The sequence below is a fragment of the Serratia sp. AR11 genome, assembly GCF_056376275.1.
Genome location: NZ_CM150739.1, coordinates 1819014 through 1832755, shown reverse-complemented (window position 1 = coordinate 1832755; position 13742 = coordinate 1819014). Strand labels below are relative to the sequence as shown.

The 13742-nt window shown below is 54.3% G+C and carries 16 protein-coding genes; 4 read left to right on the top strand and 12 right to left on the bottom strand.

Features of this window, described 5'->3' with window-relative positions:
* The first annotated feature begins 139 nt into the window (after positions 1-139).
* Complete coding sequence (gene artJ / locus ACSOSI_RS08770; RefSeq protein WP_012006085.1) at positions 140-874, top strand: arginine ABC transporter substrate-binding protein; 735 nt, start codon at positions 140-142, stop codon at positions 872-874.
* Positions 875-965: 91 nt separating this feature from the next.
* Positions 966-1583: a Fic/DOC family protein gene (locus ACSOSI_RS08765; protein WP_218216333.1), complete on the top strand. Its 618-nt coding sequence runs from the start codon at positions 966-968 to the stop codon at positions 1581-1583.
* On the opposite strand, the gene ACSOSI_RS08760 is transcribed toward ACSOSI_RS08765, so the two are convergent.
* The 10 genes from ACSOSI_RS08760 to ACSOSI_RS08715 all read right to left on the bottom strand — a co-directional run bounded on the left by ACSOSI_RS08760 (position 1580) and on the right by ACSOSI_RS08715 (position 10190).
* Positions 1580-1747, bottom strand: coding sequence for a hypothetical protein (locus ACSOSI_RS08760; RefSeq protein ID WP_476706913.1), 168 nt, complete (start codon positions 1745-1747; stop codon positions 1580-1582). The genes ACSOSI_RS08765 and ACSOSI_RS08760 overlap by 4 nt on opposite strands.
* Positions 1748-1790: 43 nt before the next feature.
* Positions 1791-2918, bottom strand: a complete 1128-nt coding sequence (rlmC, locus tag ACSOSI_RS08755) for a 23S rRNA (uracil(747)-C(5))-methyltransferase RlmC (RefSeq protein ID WP_017892231.1) — start codon at positions 2916-2918, stop codon at positions 1791-1793.
* Positions 2919-2986: 68 nt separating this feature from the next.
* Positions 2987-3466: a YbjO family protein gene (locus ACSOSI_RS08750; protein WP_041418514.1), complete on the bottom strand. Its 480-nt coding sequence runs from the start codon at positions 3464-3466 to the stop codon at positions 2987-2989.
* Between the two features lie 197 nt (positions 3467-3663).
* Positions 3664-4509 carry a putrescine ABC transporter permease PotI gene (gene potI / locus ACSOSI_RS08745; RefSeq protein ID WP_012006081.1) on the bottom strand — a complete coding sequence of 282 codons (846 nt, stop codon included), beginning with the start codon at positions 4507-4509 and terminating at the stop codon, positions 3664-3666.
* On the bottom strand, positions 4506-5471 hold the full coding sequence (potH, locus tag ACSOSI_RS08740) for a putrescine ABC transporter permease PotH (protein ID WP_017892230.1): 966 nt from the start codon (positions 5469-5471) through the stop codon (positions 4506-4508). The genes potI and potH overlap by 4 nt, the downstream gene beginning before the upstream one ends.
* Positions 5472-5496: 25 nt before the next feature.
* Positions 5497-6630 carry a putrescine ABC transporter ATP-binding subunit PotG gene (gene potG, locus ACSOSI_RS08735; RefSeq protein WP_012006079.1) on the bottom strand — a complete coding sequence of 378 codons (1134 nt, stop codon included), beginning with the start codon at positions 6628-6630 and terminating at the stop codon, positions 5497-5499.
* 135 nt (positions 6631-6765) lie between these two features.
* Positions 6766-7875, bottom strand: a complete 1110-nt coding sequence (gene potF / locus ACSOSI_RS08730) for a spermidine/putrescine ABC transporter substrate-binding protein PotF (protein ID WP_012006078.1) — start codon at positions 7873-7875, stop codon at positions 6766-6768.
* A gap of 408 nt (positions 7876-8283) precedes the next feature.
* Positions 8284-8763, bottom strand: coding sequence for a type III secretion system chaperone family protein (locus ACSOSI_RS08725; RefSeq protein ID WP_261408175.1), 480 nt, complete (start codon positions 8761-8763; stop codon positions 8284-8286).
* Between the two features lie 161 nt (positions 8764-8924).
* A complete protein-coding gene (gene rimK / locus ACSOSI_RS08720; RefSeq protein WP_012006076.1) occupies positions 8925-9827 on the bottom strand; it encodes a 30S ribosomal protein S6--L-glutamate ligase in 903 nt (300 codons plus the stop codon).
* Positions 9828-9884: 57 nt separating this feature from the next.
* On the bottom strand, positions 9885-10190 hold the full coding sequence (locus ACSOSI_RS08715) for a YbjC family protein (protein WP_476706912.1): 306 nt from the start codon (positions 10188-10190) through the stop codon (positions 9885-9887).
* Positions 10191-10431: 241 nt separating this feature from the next.
* On the opposite strand from ACSOSI_RS08715, the gene ACSOSI_RS08710 reads away from it, so the two are divergent.
* A complete protein-coding gene (locus ACSOSI_RS08710) occupies positions 10432-10695 on the top strand; it encodes a GrxA family glutaredoxin (protein WP_012006074.1) in 264 nt (87 codons plus the stop codon).
* Positions 10696-10746: 51 nt separating this feature from the next.
* Here the strand turns inward: ACSOSI_RS08710 and ACSOSI_RS08705 are convergent, their stop codons facing one another.
* A complete protein-coding gene (locus ACSOSI_RS08705; RefSeq protein WP_012006073.1) occupies positions 10747-11127 on the bottom strand; it encodes an inner membrane protein YbjM in 381 nt (126 codons plus the stop codon).
* A 315-nt stretch (positions 11128-11442) separates the two neighbouring features.
* Between ACSOSI_RS08705 and ACSOSI_RS08700 the strand changes: the two genes are divergently transcribed.
* Entirely contained in the window at positions 11443-13131 is a 1689-nt protein-coding gene (locus tag ACSOSI_RS08700; RefSeq protein WP_012006072.1) for an aspartate:alanine antiporter, read from the top strand.
* 294 nt (positions 13132-13425) lie between these two features.
* Here ACSOSI_RS08700 and ACSOSI_RS08695 read toward each other — a convergent pair whose 3' ends face one another.
* Positions 13426-13644, bottom strand: coding sequence for a DNA-binding transcriptional regulator (locus ACSOSI_RS08695; RefSeq protein ID WP_261276858.1), 219 nt, complete (start codon positions 13642-13644; stop codon positions 13426-13428).
* Positions 13645-13742: the final 98 nt, after the last annotated feature.

Sequence of the window (13742 nt, the reverse complement as noted above, 5' to 3'; positions counted from 1 at the left end):
ATCATTTATATTGCATATTAATTCATTAAATGGCAGGGTTAACACCGACCGACAGCCGCCAAAACCTCTGGGTTATTGTCAGTAAAATCAAGCGGTTACGAGATAAAAACACGCAGTCTTGCAGACAGGAGCTTTAAGCATGAAAAAACTATTGCTGGCCGCCACGGTATTAGCAGGCATCGCCTTTAACGCCAGCGCAGCCGAGACCATTCGTTTCGCCGCTTCCGCCACCTACCCGCCGTTTGAGTCGCTGGATGCCAACAACAAGATCGTGGGTTTTGATATCGATCTGGCTAACGCGCTGTGCAAACAAATGAAGGCCGAATGTACCTTCACCAACCAGGCGTTCGACAGCCTGATCGCCGCGCTTAAATTCAAGAAATACGACGCGGTGATCTCCGGTATGGACATCACGCCAGAGCGCAGCAAGCAAGTTGCCTTCACTCAGCCCTATTATGCCAACTCGGCAATTGTGATTGCCGAAAAAGGCAAATTCAGTTCGCTGGCGGATCTGAAAGGGAAAAAGGTCGGCATGGAGAACGGCACCACCCACCAGAAATACATGCAGGACAAGCACCCGGAGATTAACACCGTCTCTTACGACAGCTATCAGAACGCCATTCTCGAGTTGAAAAATGGCCGTATTGACGGCGTATTCGGTGATACCGCCGTGGTGAATGAGTGGCTGAAGAACAACCCTCAGTTGGCTCCGGTCGGTGAACACGTTACCGATGCACAATACTTCGGTACCGGTCTGGGTATTGCGGTACGGCCGGACAATCAGGCGCTGCTGGCCAAGCTCAACAGTGCGCTGGACGCCATTAAGGCCGACGGCACCTACAAAGCCATTAACGACAAGTGGTTCCCGCAGTAACAGCGGTTCAGGGCGTGGAGTACCACGCCCCACACTTATCTCTGTAGTCTATTCTGTTCATAAAGCAACCCACTTACAGGTGGCGATGATGATGAGCAAATACGATGTTTCAAACTCACAGGGGCAATTTGCCGACGGTGAACGCCAGGAAGTACTGCTCAATAAACTGGGTATAGTTCGCGTGGAAGATATCAACGATGTTGAATTGGTGCTGCTGGAGAAATTATATCACTCCGTTTTAGGCGCTGACTTCCCTCAGGGCAGGATTACCCTGGCCATGCTCAGGCAATGGCATCACCGCTGGTTGGGCAATGTCTATGACTGGGCTGGCCACGACCGCTCGGTCAATATCAGTAAGGACGGCTTTATGTTCGCACCGGCGGCGCAAATCGTTAAGCTGATGGGTCAATTTCAGTCAAACTGCCTTGATCGCTATACCCCCTGCGCCGATTTGGATGAAGCCGCATTAATTGAAGCTATCGCCATTACCCATATCGAACTGATACTGATCCATCCTTTTCGCGAGGGAAATGGTCGGTTGGCGCGTTTATTATCGGACGTGATGGCGGTTCAGGCGGGGTTTGAACCTTTGGATTATGGCTGTTGGGAAAACAATCGGCCGCAGTATATCGCCGCCATTCATCATGGGATGCTGATGGATTACCAACCTATGCAGGAATGGGTTAAACAGGCACTGACAGCTGGCTAAAGTGCCAGATGAAGATAAGCGTATTTTTCGCGTTTTTCGGCCAATGTAGCCGCCACCTGTGTTGACGCCTGCCCGGTTTCAATGGCCGTGGAAGTGGCTACGGCACGTGCAATGCGCTCTGACGACGGCTTACCGGATTGTTTCTGTGGCTGGTGCTTTTTCATGTTTTCCCCTCGCTAGTGGGTTCAGTATAACCTTAATCCTTGGTTACTGCCGAACCAGCAGCGTCAGTACTTCGTAATGGGCGGTATGCGGGAACATATCAAACAGCTGTACGCGCTCGATGCGGTAATCCGGCAACATCTCAATGTCTTTCGCCATGCTCTCGGCGTTACAGCTCGAATACAGAATATAGCCCGGTGCCATCTGGTTCAGATAGTCGCACAGTGCTTTGCCAATACCGCGTCGCGGCGGATTAACCAGCACCAGTTGCGGCACGCTGCCTTCGGCGGTAGCGAACCGGGTAGAATCCAGCGCCTGGAAATCGACGTGTTGCAAACCCAGAGTTTTCGCCGATTGGCGCGCGCAGGCAATCGCCTCGGCGCTAATTTCGATGCCGGTCAGGCGTGTCTCCGGTAGCGCGCAATGCAGGCCAAACCCACCCACACCGCAGAACAGATCCCACATACTGTCGATAGCCAGTGCCCGCACCCAGTCACGGGCGGTGGCGTAAAGCTCGGCGGCCACCTGCGGGTTGGTCTGGAAGAAACTTTGCGGGCGGATATACAACGGCACCTGGTTAAATTGCTCTTCCAGCGCCTGTTGCTCGGTCAGCGGGATCTCGCGCTCCCCTTCCATAATCGCCATATGTACCGGCTGAATATTGGCGGAAATCACCCTGAGCTGCGGCAACTGCTGTTGCAGCCACGGCAGTGCGGCACGCAGCTGCGCCAGCTTGTTGTCTGAACGAAGTACAAAGCGCAGCATTACGCCACCACTGTGGGTACTTTCAGTCAGTAACAGGTACTTCAGTTCGCCACGTTTACGCGCCACGTTGTAGGGCGTCAGGCCGGCGCGGGCGATAAAACTTTTCAGCACATCAAACATCGGCGAGAAACTGGCGGGATACAGTGGACAGGCGCTCAGATCCACCGCCGTGCCGTCACGATGCAGCATGCCCAGTAGCGGACGCTCTACGCTGCCGCTGACTACCATTTTGGCTTTATTGCGAAATGCGCTCTGCTCGCCGGCGATCGGCTCTAGCCACTGCGCAACGTCACGGTCACTCAGCAGTGATTGCAGATGATGCTGTTTGTCCGTCAGTTGCTGCGGGTACGGCTTTTCCAACCACTGACAGGAACGGCAGGTGCCCGCCGTATACAAAGCGCAATGCATGAAGATAACCCTGAGTTCGGGGTGAATAATTAAGGGCGCAGAGTTTATCACTCTACGCCGTTAAAATCTCAATTGCGCACGGCGAAATAACGGCGGCTGGTAGCGGGAACAAACAATAATGCCAGAATGACGACATCGGGGATTTTTTGCAGGATCAGCATGTGCAAGATTTGGCCGCTGGTTTCACCTTCAACGGTAAAGACCTCCGGCAGAAAACTGCCAATGGTGGCCAACAGCAGATAACCAACCACCAGGCATTGGCAGGCCACAAAACCCCAACGCCCCCAGTTGCGGCCGCGCATCACCGCAAAACCGCAACTGATTTGCAGGCACAGTAATAACAGGCCAGCCAGAAAGATCAGGGTGGAATCCCAGGCCTGTGCGCTGGTGCTGACGAACTCCTGAGCGCCATCGACCCCCAGTTCCCCCAACAGCAACAGCACGCTGATGCACTTGATAGCCACCATCGCCGTTCCGGCCACCATCACCGGCACTGGCGCATCTGAATTCATTCTTATTCCCTGCCTGCTGTTCAGCATGTCTGACATGTCCATATTCCGCAACAAAACGCCACCTGTTCAGGTTAAGGATGTACGACGTCGTTTAAGTGGGCGTTTCCCTCTCCAGTGGGAGAGGGAACAATATCAACTTAAGTGACCAGCATTAACCTATTCAAACGAGATATATAAAGTCAGGTAATCAATTGCAATACCAATAATTGCAAAAATAGCAGGTTTAATCAGACTCAGCTACGGGCAGCCTTTTGTAATTCGCGCGATCGCTGTTTTTCCGAGCGCGCCATAAACCACCATGCAATCAGGCCGATAACGCCGACTACCAGCAGGATCAAACTCGCCAGGGCGTTAATTTCCGGATTAACCCCCATTCGTACGCTGGAGAACACCAGCATCGGCAAGGTAGTCGCGCCCGGCCCGGCGACGAAACTGGCAATCACCAGGTCATCCAGCGACAGGGTAAAGGCCAGCATCCAACCGGCGATCAGCGCCGGTGCAATCATCGGCAGAGTGATCACGAAAAACACTTTCAGCGGTGTCGCGCCCAGATCCATCGCCGCCTCTTCGATAGAACGATCCAACTCACGCAGGCGCGAGCTGATCACCACCGAAACATAGGCAGTACAGAAAGTGACGTGCGCCAGCCAGATGGTAAACATCCCCCGTTCCGACGGCCAACCAAAGGCATGCCCCATCGCCACAAACAGCAGCAGCAACGACAGGCCGGTGATCACATCCGGCATAACCAGCGGTGCCGTCAGCATAAAGGCAAAACCGGTTGAACCACGAAAACGGCCAAAACGGACCATTACCACTGCCGCAATCGCCCCCAGCACCACCGCGGCAGTCGCCGAGGCGGCGGCGATAGTCAGGCTGAGCCCGACGGCGCTAATCATCGCCGAATCATGGAACAACTCGGTATACCAGCGCGTGGACCAACCGGCCCACACCGTCACCAGTTTGGAACTGTTGAACGAGTAGATCACCAGCATCAGCATCGGCGCATACAAGAAGGTGAAACCCACTACCAAAATAGCGATACGCCACGGCGAGCGCACTACCGGCAAGTTGTTCATCCCTGCCCCCCTATTTCCTTGTTCTGGTGCTTGTGGAACCAGAGAATCGGTACGATCAACAGCAGCAGCATGACGGTGGCCACTGCCGAGGCTACTGGCCAGTCACGGTTATTAAAGAACTCCTGCCACAGTACCCTGCCGATCATAATACTGTCCGGCCCGCCCAGCAGTTCCGGGATCACGAATTCGCCGACCGCCGGGATAAACACCAGCATCGAACCGGCAATAATTCCGCCGCGGGTCAGCGGCATAATCACGCTGAAAAAGGTTTTCAACGGTTTAGCGCCCAGATCCAGCGACGCCTCCACCAGTGAATAGTCCAACCGCGTCAGCGCGGTATAAATCGGCAGCACCATAAACGGCAGGTAGGAGTACACCACGCCGATATACACCGCCAGATTGGTGTGCAGGATCACCAACGGCTGATCGATCACCCCGGTCCATAACAAGAAGTTATTGAGGATGCCGTTATTTTTCAGAATGCCCATCCAGGCGTAAACGCGGATCAGGAACGAGGTCCACGACGGCAGGATCACCAACAACAGCAAAATATTACGGGTTGAGGATTTGCTGTGCGCCACCGCCCAGGCCAGCGGATAGCCGATGACCAGACAGCAAACCGTCGATACCGCCGCCACCTGCAGCGATTGCAGATAAGCGTCTATATACAGCGGATCGTCGGTCAGTTGCAGGTAGTTGGCAAAATTGAGCGCGATGTCCAGCTTACCCTCTGCCCAGCTCATCAGGTCAGTGTAGGGCGGGACCGCCAACGCCAGTTCCGCCAGGCTGATCTTGAACACGATCAGGAACGGCAGCAGGAACAGCAGCGTCAACCACAGCAGCGGCACCGCGATCACCAGCTTGCGGCCATGGGCCATCTGCAGGCGCTGGAAAAAGGCTTTTAACGGGCCGGGCCCTTTGGCCGGTGGTTCCGGTGGTGTGTGTTCAGCAAGCATTGTCATAATGATTATTCCTCACCTTCTCGACTCACACCGTCAACACGACACAGCTGTCGGCTTCCCAGCACAGGCGCACTTCGTCGCCCCAGGTCGGCATCCCTTTGCGGAAACGGTGGCCGTTTTGCAATTGGGCGCTAATAATCTGGCCGCTGAGCAACTTCACATGGTAGATAGACAGGTCGCCGAGGTAGGCGATATGTGCCACTTCCCCAACCGCAAAGTTGCAACCGTCCTGCGGAACCTCTTCGCACAGCATGATTTTTTCCGGCCTCAGCGCGACCTGGATCGGCACGCCGTCCACTACCGAGGCATCGGAGTCCACCTTTATCGCATGGCGCAAGCCGGGACTTTGCAGGATCAAGCCATCGTCATGGCGCTCTTGCAGCACACAATCAAAAACGTTCACCGAGCCGATAAATTCAGCGCTGAAACGGCTGTTCGGATGCTCGTAGATCTCTTCCGGTTCGCCGATCTGTACAAATTTGCCACGGTTCATGATGGCAATGCGCCCTGCCATGGTCATCGCCTCTTCCTGGTCATGGGTGACCATTACGCAGGTCACGCCAACCCGCTCAAGAATATCCGTCACTTCCAGTTGCATGCGGTCACGCAGTTTTTTATCCAATGCGCCCATCGGCTCATCCAGCAGCAGCAGTTTCGGCCGTTTGGCCAGGCTGCGTGCCAGTGCCACCCGCTGGCGTTGGCCACCGGATAGCTGATGCGGTTTACGCTTGGCGAATTCCTGCATGTGCACCAGCGACAGCATTTCCGCTACCCGATCGGCGATTTCCGCACGCGGCATTTTGTCCTGTTTCAGACCGAAGGCGATGTTTTGCTCTACCGTCATGTGCGGGAACAGCGCGTAGGACTGGAACATCATATTGATCGGCCGCTGGTAAGGCGGCACATGCGACATGTCCTGCCCATCGAGCACAATCTGCCCTTCCGTCGGCTGTTCAAAACCGGCCAGCATGCGCAACAGCGTCGACTTCCCGCAGCCAGATGGCCCCAGCAGAGCGAATATTTCGCCCTTATAGATGGTCAGGCTGACGTCTTCGACCGCGTTTTGGCCGTCAAAGGTTTTGGTGAGGTTACGGATTTCCAGCAGAGGGGTGAAGACCTTCTGCGACTTGGCTTGAGGACGAGGGATGACGTCGTTCAATCGGGGTGCTCTCCGGTGCAAACAGTACAAAAAACCACGGCGATTGCCATGGCCCAAAATGGCAATGCAGGCGGGGAGCACCCGCCTGCCGGTCAAAACAACCCTGAAACCGGCCCAACGGCCGCCCTCTGAGTATTAGCGTCCGCTTTTAACTTTAGTCCAGGCGCGAGTAATCACACGATCCAGCTTCGGCGACTGCACGTTCAGCGTAAACAGCTTGGCGCGCAGATCGGCCGGTGGGTACACGTTCGGATTGTTGCGGACTTCGGCATTGACCAGTGGTGTAGAGTCCTTCACCGCGTTGGCGTAATACACAAAGTTACTGATCCCCGCCATGACATCAGGCTTCATCAGGAAGTTCAGGAACTGGTAGGCAGCGTCCTTGTTTTTGGCATCCGCCGGCATGGCGAACATGTCAAAATAAGTGAGCGCCCCCTCTTTCGGGATCGCATAGGCCACGTTCACACCGTTCTTCGCTTCTTTGGCGCGATTGGCCGCCTGCATCACGTCGCCGGACCAGCCGATCGCTACGCAGATATCACCGTTTGCCAAATCGTTGATGTACTGGGAAGAGTGGAAATAACGGATGTTCGGCCGCAGCTTGAGCAACAGATCGTTGGCTGCACCGGTGTAATCTGCCGCGTTGGTGCTGTTGGGATCCTTGCCCAGGTAGTGCAGCACGGTGGCATAGACCTCACTTGGCGCATCCAGGAAGGAAACGCCGCAGCTTTTCAACTTCTCGAGATTTTCCGGTTTGAGGATCAGATCCCAGCTGTCAACCGGTGCGTCTTTGCCCAGTACCGCCTTCACCTTGTCGACGTTATAGCCGATGCCGGTGGTCACCATCAGATAAGGGATACCGTACTTGTTGTCCTTGTCATTGTGCGCCACCAGTTGCAGCATCTCGGGATCAAGGTTTTTGTAGTTCGGCATCTTGCTCTTGTCGAGCGGCTCGAAAATGCCGGCCTTCGACTGACGCTCAAGGAAATTGGATGAAGGTACCACCAGATCATAACCGGTGCTGCCCGCCATCAGTTTGCCTTCCAACACTTCGTTGGAGTCAAAGACGTCGTACACCACTTTAATGCCGGTTTCTTTCTGGAATTTGGCTAAGGTGTCCGGCGCAATATAGTCGGACCAGTTATAGATGTGCAGCGTTTTTTCCTCGGCTGACGCCGTGACGCTTGCTGCCATCAGCAGGCCGGCAACCACACCCGATAACCACTTTTTACGTAGGGTGACCATCCGTAACTTCCTCCAAAACAGGGGTGAATCATAGAATTGAACTTGTACCGCCAAACGATACAAAACCTTTCCTGATCGAGCGCAATCGTTGCAACCGCGGATTGAATGTCTATGCAGTTGATTGCATACACCTTTTTCAGTTGCCCAGCCCGCATGGTCACCAGGGGAATCGCAAGCCCTTAGCAGAATCAGCAGCATAACCGCTGTTGCCAAAACGCACCAGCCTCCGGGGATAAAACCGGCTTTTATCGATTTTTTATGCAGTTTGTCTGTATGTGATACGCCATTAATGGCATAAACGAAGAGGAATATCTGGCAGCAAAGGGTAAAACACAGAATATATTATTGCGGAAGGGAATAACGGCAGCATGCCGCCAGAGGGACGGCACGCATCATGTACAGTGGGGATCAGTGCAGCATTGGCAGGCGGTCAGCGGCAGCCGTGTTATCTTCTTCGTCACCCATAAACAGCAGATCGTTCGCCCGCGCCTCGAGGATCACCATCGAGATTTGCTCTTCCCCCTGCTGCATAAAGTGGGTGAACTGCTCCAACGTAACGCCAACGGCAATGCTCAGCGACTGACAGACGATCAGTTTTGGCAGATTGTCGTCCTGAATATCAACAAACGCCTTGATGGTCAGCGAACTGGCGTTGATCTGGCTAAGATCGGCCACCAGCGGGATCAGTGCGGTCGGCTTCACTTCGGCCAGGGCGGAGAACAGGATCACGTTGTCGACCAGATCGAGCTTGGCATCAAACACGCCATCGAAATTTTGCATGTGCGGCAGGTGCAGCGCCTGACAGGAATCGCACTCAAAGAATGAAATGCCCGATTGATCCAGCCAGCGTCGCAACAACGCCAAATCAGGGACAATGAGTGAATCCATAATACCAGCCTCACAATATTCAAAACGCGAAAAGGCGCATAGCTTACGGAATATTGCCCCACTACGCCACGATCAATGCGGCTTAATTCGCTATTAGGGTAAATATGGTCGATAAAAAGCCGCAACTCCAGCCACAGAAAGGCGAATTTTTTACGGCAAACTTATCCGCCAGATTTCAACCTGAAACCCGGCCTGCCGCGCTGCTCGATATACTCGATCATCCTGCCGGCGATATCCAACCCGGTGGTGCTTTCCACCCCTTCCAACCCCGGTGAAGCATTGACCTCCATCACCAGCGGGCCACGGGCCGCACGCAGGATATCCACCCCGGCGACATCCAGCCCCAGTGTGGTGGCGGCCTTGACCGCAATCGCCCGCTCTTTGGCAGTGATGCTTACCTTGCGGGCGGTACCACCCCGGTGCAGATTGGAACGAAACTCCCCGGGTTTGGCCTGGCGCTCAATGGCTGCGACAACCTTACTCCCCACCACCAGGCAGCGCACATCACTGCCCTGCGCCTCGCGAATATATTCTTGCACCAGAATATGAGCGTTCAGGCCACGAAAGGCATCAATCACGCTTTCTGCCGCCTGGCGAGTTTCCGCCAGTACTACACCAATGCCCTGCGTGCCTTCCACCAGTTTGACCACCAGCGGCGCACCGCCAACCAGTTCAATTAAATCGCCGGTGTCGTCGGGCGAATGGGCAAAACCGGTGATCGGCAAATCGATCCCCTGCCGTGCCAGCAACTGCAGCGAACGCAGCTTGTCGCGCGCACGAGTGATCGCCACCGACTCATTAAGCGGATAACTGCCCAACAGTTCAAACTGGCGCAGCACTGCAGTGCCATAAAAGGTCATGGCGGAGCCGATGCGCGGGATCACCGCGTCGTAACGCTCCAATTGGCGGCCGCGGTAGTGGATAGTCGGCGCGGCCGGGTTGATGTTCATATAGCAAGAGAGTGGATCGATAACTTCGATGCTGTGGCCGCGCTGTTCCGCCGCCTCCACCAAGCGTTTACATGAGTACAACGTTCCATCGCGCGAAAGAATGGCAATTTTCACTCGTCACCCCAAAAAGGCAAGCCCCTGTCTGGCAGGTATGTCTCCGGTGGCCATTATTCAGGCACGCGGCTCACTGTCGTTTTTATCTTCAGGCGTATCTGGCTTGCGCCGATCGTTCTGCGGCGGCTGACCACCGCGCATCAATGGGCCAAACACCTGCACCACCCGCCAAACCAGAAATGCCGCTGCCGGCACCATCAGCGCCACGCCGAGGAAGATCATTCCCACCGCCGCCTGCTGTGAGGCCAACCAGCCGGGTAATTGAACGTGGCTATGTATACTTAGATAAGCCAGCACCAACAACAGCATGCCCAGCCCTTCCAAAACCAGCACGGTACGCGGTAAGTCACCGAATGAACGCATATTTTCTTCTCCACAAGCTCTGCCTCCAGTGTAGTGAATTCCCATCGGCGGCGACAGCCCCGGCGGCTTAATCGGTTACATGAATCAAATTAACAGGTAATTCCTGCTTTTTTTTCGCCGACCCAACGGGCATAGTAAGCGCCATCAATGCGGGTAATGTTCAGGCTTAAGTCTTTTTCGACCGACAGAATGTCATTGCAGTTGCGATTAAATTATTGAATATCAATCTAAGGAGTGTTGCATGTTTGCAGTTATCTTCGGGCGCCCAGGCTGTCCTTATTGTGTCCGTGCGAAAGAGTTGGCGGAAAAACTGACTGAAGAACGTGACGATTTCAACTTCCGTTATGTTGATATCCACGCTGAAGGCATCACCAAGGCCGACCTGGAAAAAACCGTCGGCAAGCCGGTAGAAACCGTACCGCAGATTTTCCTCGATGAGAAACACATCGGCGGCTGCACCGATTTCGAAGCTTATGCCAAAGAAAACCTGAATCTGTTCCAGTAAGCTTCAGGCAGAACGAGAAAAAGGCGCTCATAGCGCCTTTTTTTATTGCCGTTAGCCACGATGACACTGCCGGTAGGCCTGCAACAGGCCGCGCGCAAACAAAGCCAGCAACGCCCCGAACATGCACCAGAACACCGCGCTGGTGGCATAAGCCAGTTCCTGCCACACCGAGGCAGACGGCGTTAGCCAGAAATGGCGGATGATCAGACACAGCGGCAACGCATACAACGCCCCCAGTAGCGGGCAGAGAATGCGTTTTTTGCTCGATAAGTAGCTCGCGACCACGCCGGGTATCACAAACAGCAACAGGCCGGTCTCCCCCCGGTGTTCATGATCCGTGCTGCCAAATGCCCCACTCTGCTGGCCGAGATACACCAGGCTGAACAGCAGAAAACAGCTTAATATTCCCCACCAATACCGTTCACTCGCCATGCCCCCTCCCCCTTTAACCTCATTACCACACCGTAGAAATCAGCCGTGCCACAATGCCGGTGACGCCTTGTCGTAAACCGACAACGCTAAACTGAACTTTTTCCTTGGCCTAAAGAGAGTTAAATGCTTTCGGCAGGGCATGAACCCAGCTTTATGCTGGCTGTCACGCGCCATAGCGACTAGAATAAACGCCGCCGATCGATGCTTCGAATCGCCTTTCGCTGGTTAGTTATTTATGAAGTCGCTTTTTGACTGAATTTATATCTTATATTTATCTATATCAAGCACTTACTGGTAAACAATAAGTTATCCTACGTGAACATAAACGTCGCTAGTTTGTTAAACGGTAACTACATCCTGTTACTGTTCGTGGTACTCGCGCTGGGGCTGTGCCTCGGTAAAGTCCGTCTGGGCTCCGTTCAACTCGGTAATTCCATTGGCGTTTTGGTGGTTTCGCTGTTGCTCGGCCAACAACACTTCGCCATTAACACAGAAGCGCTGAACCTCGGCTTTATGCTGTTTATTTTCTGCGTTGGCGTGGAAGCCGGACCGAACTTTTTCTCGATATTTTTCCGCGACGGCAAAAATTACCTGATGCTGGCGCTGGTGATGGTCGGTTCCGCGATGGTGATTGCCATCGGTCTGGGCAAACTGTTCCATTGGGATATCGGCCTGACCGCCGGTATGCTCGCGGGCTCAATGACCTCGACCCCGGTTCTGGTCGGCGCCGGTGATACGCTACGTAATACCATCACCAATGGCCCGGCACTGCTGGCAGCGCAGGATCATCTGAGCCTCGGCTACGCCCTGACCTACCTGATTGGTTTGGTGAGCCTGATTTTCGGCGCGCGCTACCTGCCCAAGCTGCAACACCAGGACCTCTCCACCTCCGCCCAACAGATTGCCCGCGAACGCGGCCTGGACACCGACAGCCAACGCAAGGTTTACCTGCCGGTCATCCGCGCCTATCGCGTTGGCCCCGAGCTGGTAGCCTGGGCCGATGGCAAAAATCTGCGTGAGCTGGGTATCTATCGCCAGACCGGTTGCTATATCGAACGTATCCGTCGTAACGGTATTTTGGCCAACCCGGATGGTGACGCGGTATTGCAGGTGGGCGATGAAATTTCACTGGTCGGCTATCCCGATGCCCATGCGCGACTGGACCCCAGCTTCCGCAACGGCAAAGAAGTCTTCGACCGCGACCTGCTGGATATGCGCATCGTCACCGAAGAGATCGTGGTTAAAAACAGCAATGCGGTGAACAAACGCCTGAGCCAGTTGAAGCTGACCGATCACGGCTGCTTCCTCAACCGGGTGATCCGCAGCCAGATTGAAATGCCTATCGACGACAGCATTGTGCTCAATAAAGGCGATGTGCTGCAGGTCAGCGGTGACGCCCGCCGGGTGAAAAGCGTGGCGGAGAAGATTGGCTTTATCTCGATCCACAGCCAGGTGACCGACCTGCTGGCATTCTGCGCCTTCTTTATTATCGGGTTATTGATAGGCCAGATCACCATTCAGTTCAGCAATTTCTCATTCGGCATCGGTAACGCCGCCGGTTTGCTGATGGCCGGCATCATGCTCGGCTTCTTGCGCGCCAACCACCCGACCTTCGGTTACATTCCGCAGGGTGCGCTGAACATGGTCAAAGAGTTCGGCCTGATGGTGTTTATGGCCGGTGTCGGTCTGAGCGCCGGTGCCGGTATCGGTAACAGTCTGGGAGCCGTTGGCGGCCAGATGCTGATCGCCGGGTTAATCGTCAGCCTGGTGCCGGTAGTGATTTGCTTCCTGTTCGGTGCCTACGTGCTGCGCATGAACCGCGCCCTGCTGTTCGGCGCGATTATGGGGGCCCGAACCTGCGCGCCGGCGATGGAAATTATCAGCGATACTGCGCGCAGTAACATTCCTGCGCTGGGTTATGCCGGGACCTACGCCATAGCTAACGTATTGTTAACCCTGGCGGGCTCGTTGATAGTGGTGTTGTGGCCGGGGATCCTCGGCTAACCGATAAGCAATGAAGATGAATCAGTGGCAAAAATATTTTGAAATTTTTATCCCCGGTGAGAACTTTCCTTTCGGGGGGTAGTCTTAATTAGTGCCACTGCTTTTCTTTGATGTCCCCATTTTGTGGAGCCCGTTAGTCCCGCCTATTTAGGTTCAAGACTATCGGGTTTTTTATTGCCTTTAAAAAATAATCCAATATAACAGTCAGTTACAATAAGCCACCCCACCTAATGGCGACAAAGTGGCGACAGCCGTTTTCCGGACACAAAAAAACCTGCTTTCGCAGGCTTCTTGTTAAATCCAAAGTGACCCCTGATTGCACCTAGTTGGATGCGGTGGAGCAATATCAATTTTACCCGGTGACACAATCTGCCGTTGGATAGACTCCAGCGTCACAAAAGTGCAACTGCAGTTTATGTTTTGGCACTGATGGTAGCGCTCTTTAGTATTCTCACTAAGATAGCGGCTTGTGCGGGCATGGGCGGCAGTTCGGCAAAGCGGGCAATGCATCATATTGATATCCCCTTCTTAATATCTCAATTGCCGCGATAATACCCTCCCCGATCGAGAACAAAACAACCTTTAAGTGAATTTACAAAAAATAATTCACA

Bases quoted from the DNA above. Each gene is read 5' to 3' on its own strand.
- ACSOSI_RS08750 (WP_041418514.1), bottom strand. From the start codon at position 3,466: ATGTCAGACATGCTGAACAGCAGGCAGGGAATAAGAATGAATTCAGAT.
- artJ (WP_012006085.1), top strand. From the start codon at position 140: ATGAAAAAACTATTGCTGGCCGCCACGGTATTAGCAGGCATCGCCTTT.
- ACSOSI_RS08765 (WP_218216333.1), top strand. From the start codon at position 966: ATGAGCAAATACGATGTTTCAAACTCACAGGGGCAATTTGCCGACGGT.
- ACSOSI_RS08705 (WP_012006073.1), bottom strand. From the start codon at position 11,127: ATGGCGAGTGAACGGTATTGGTGGGGAATATTAAGCTGTTTTCTGCTG.
- rlmC (WP_017892231.1), bottom strand. From the start codon at position 2,918: ATGCATTGCGCTTTGTATACGGCGGGCACCTGCCGTTCCTGTCAGTGG.
- ACSOSI_RS08715 (WP_476706912.1), bottom strand. From the start codon at position 10,190: ATGCGTTCATTCGGTGACTTACCGCGTACCGTGCTGGTTTTGGAAGGG.
- potH (WP_017892230.1), bottom strand. From the start codon at position 5,471: ATGACAATGCTTGCTGAACACACACCACCGGAACCACCGGCCAAAGGG.
- potF (WP_012006078.1), bottom strand. From the start codon at position 7,875: ATGGTCACCCTACGTAAAAAGTGGTTATCGGGTGTGGTTGCCGGCCTG.
- ACSOSI_RS08695 (WP_261276858.1), bottom strand. From the start codon at position 13,644: ATGATGCATTGCCCGCTTTGCCGAACTGCCGCCCATGCCCGCACAAGC.
- ACSOSI_RS08710 (WP_012006074.1), top strand. From the start codon at position 10,432: ATGTTTGCAGTTATCTTCGGGCGCCCAGGCTGTCCTTATTGTGTCCGT.
- ACSOSI_RS08725 (WP_261408175.1), bottom strand. From the start codon at position 8,763: ATGGATTCACTCATTGTCCCTGATTTGGCGTTGTTGCGACGCTGGCTG.
- ACSOSI_RS08760 (WP_476706913.1), bottom strand. From the start codon at position 1,747: ATGAAAAAGCACCAGCCACAGAAACAATCCGGTAAGCCGTCGTCAGAG.
- potI (WP_012006081.1), bottom strand. From the start codon at position 4,509: ATGAACAACTTGCCGGTAGTGCGCTCGCCGTGGCGTATCGCTATTTTG.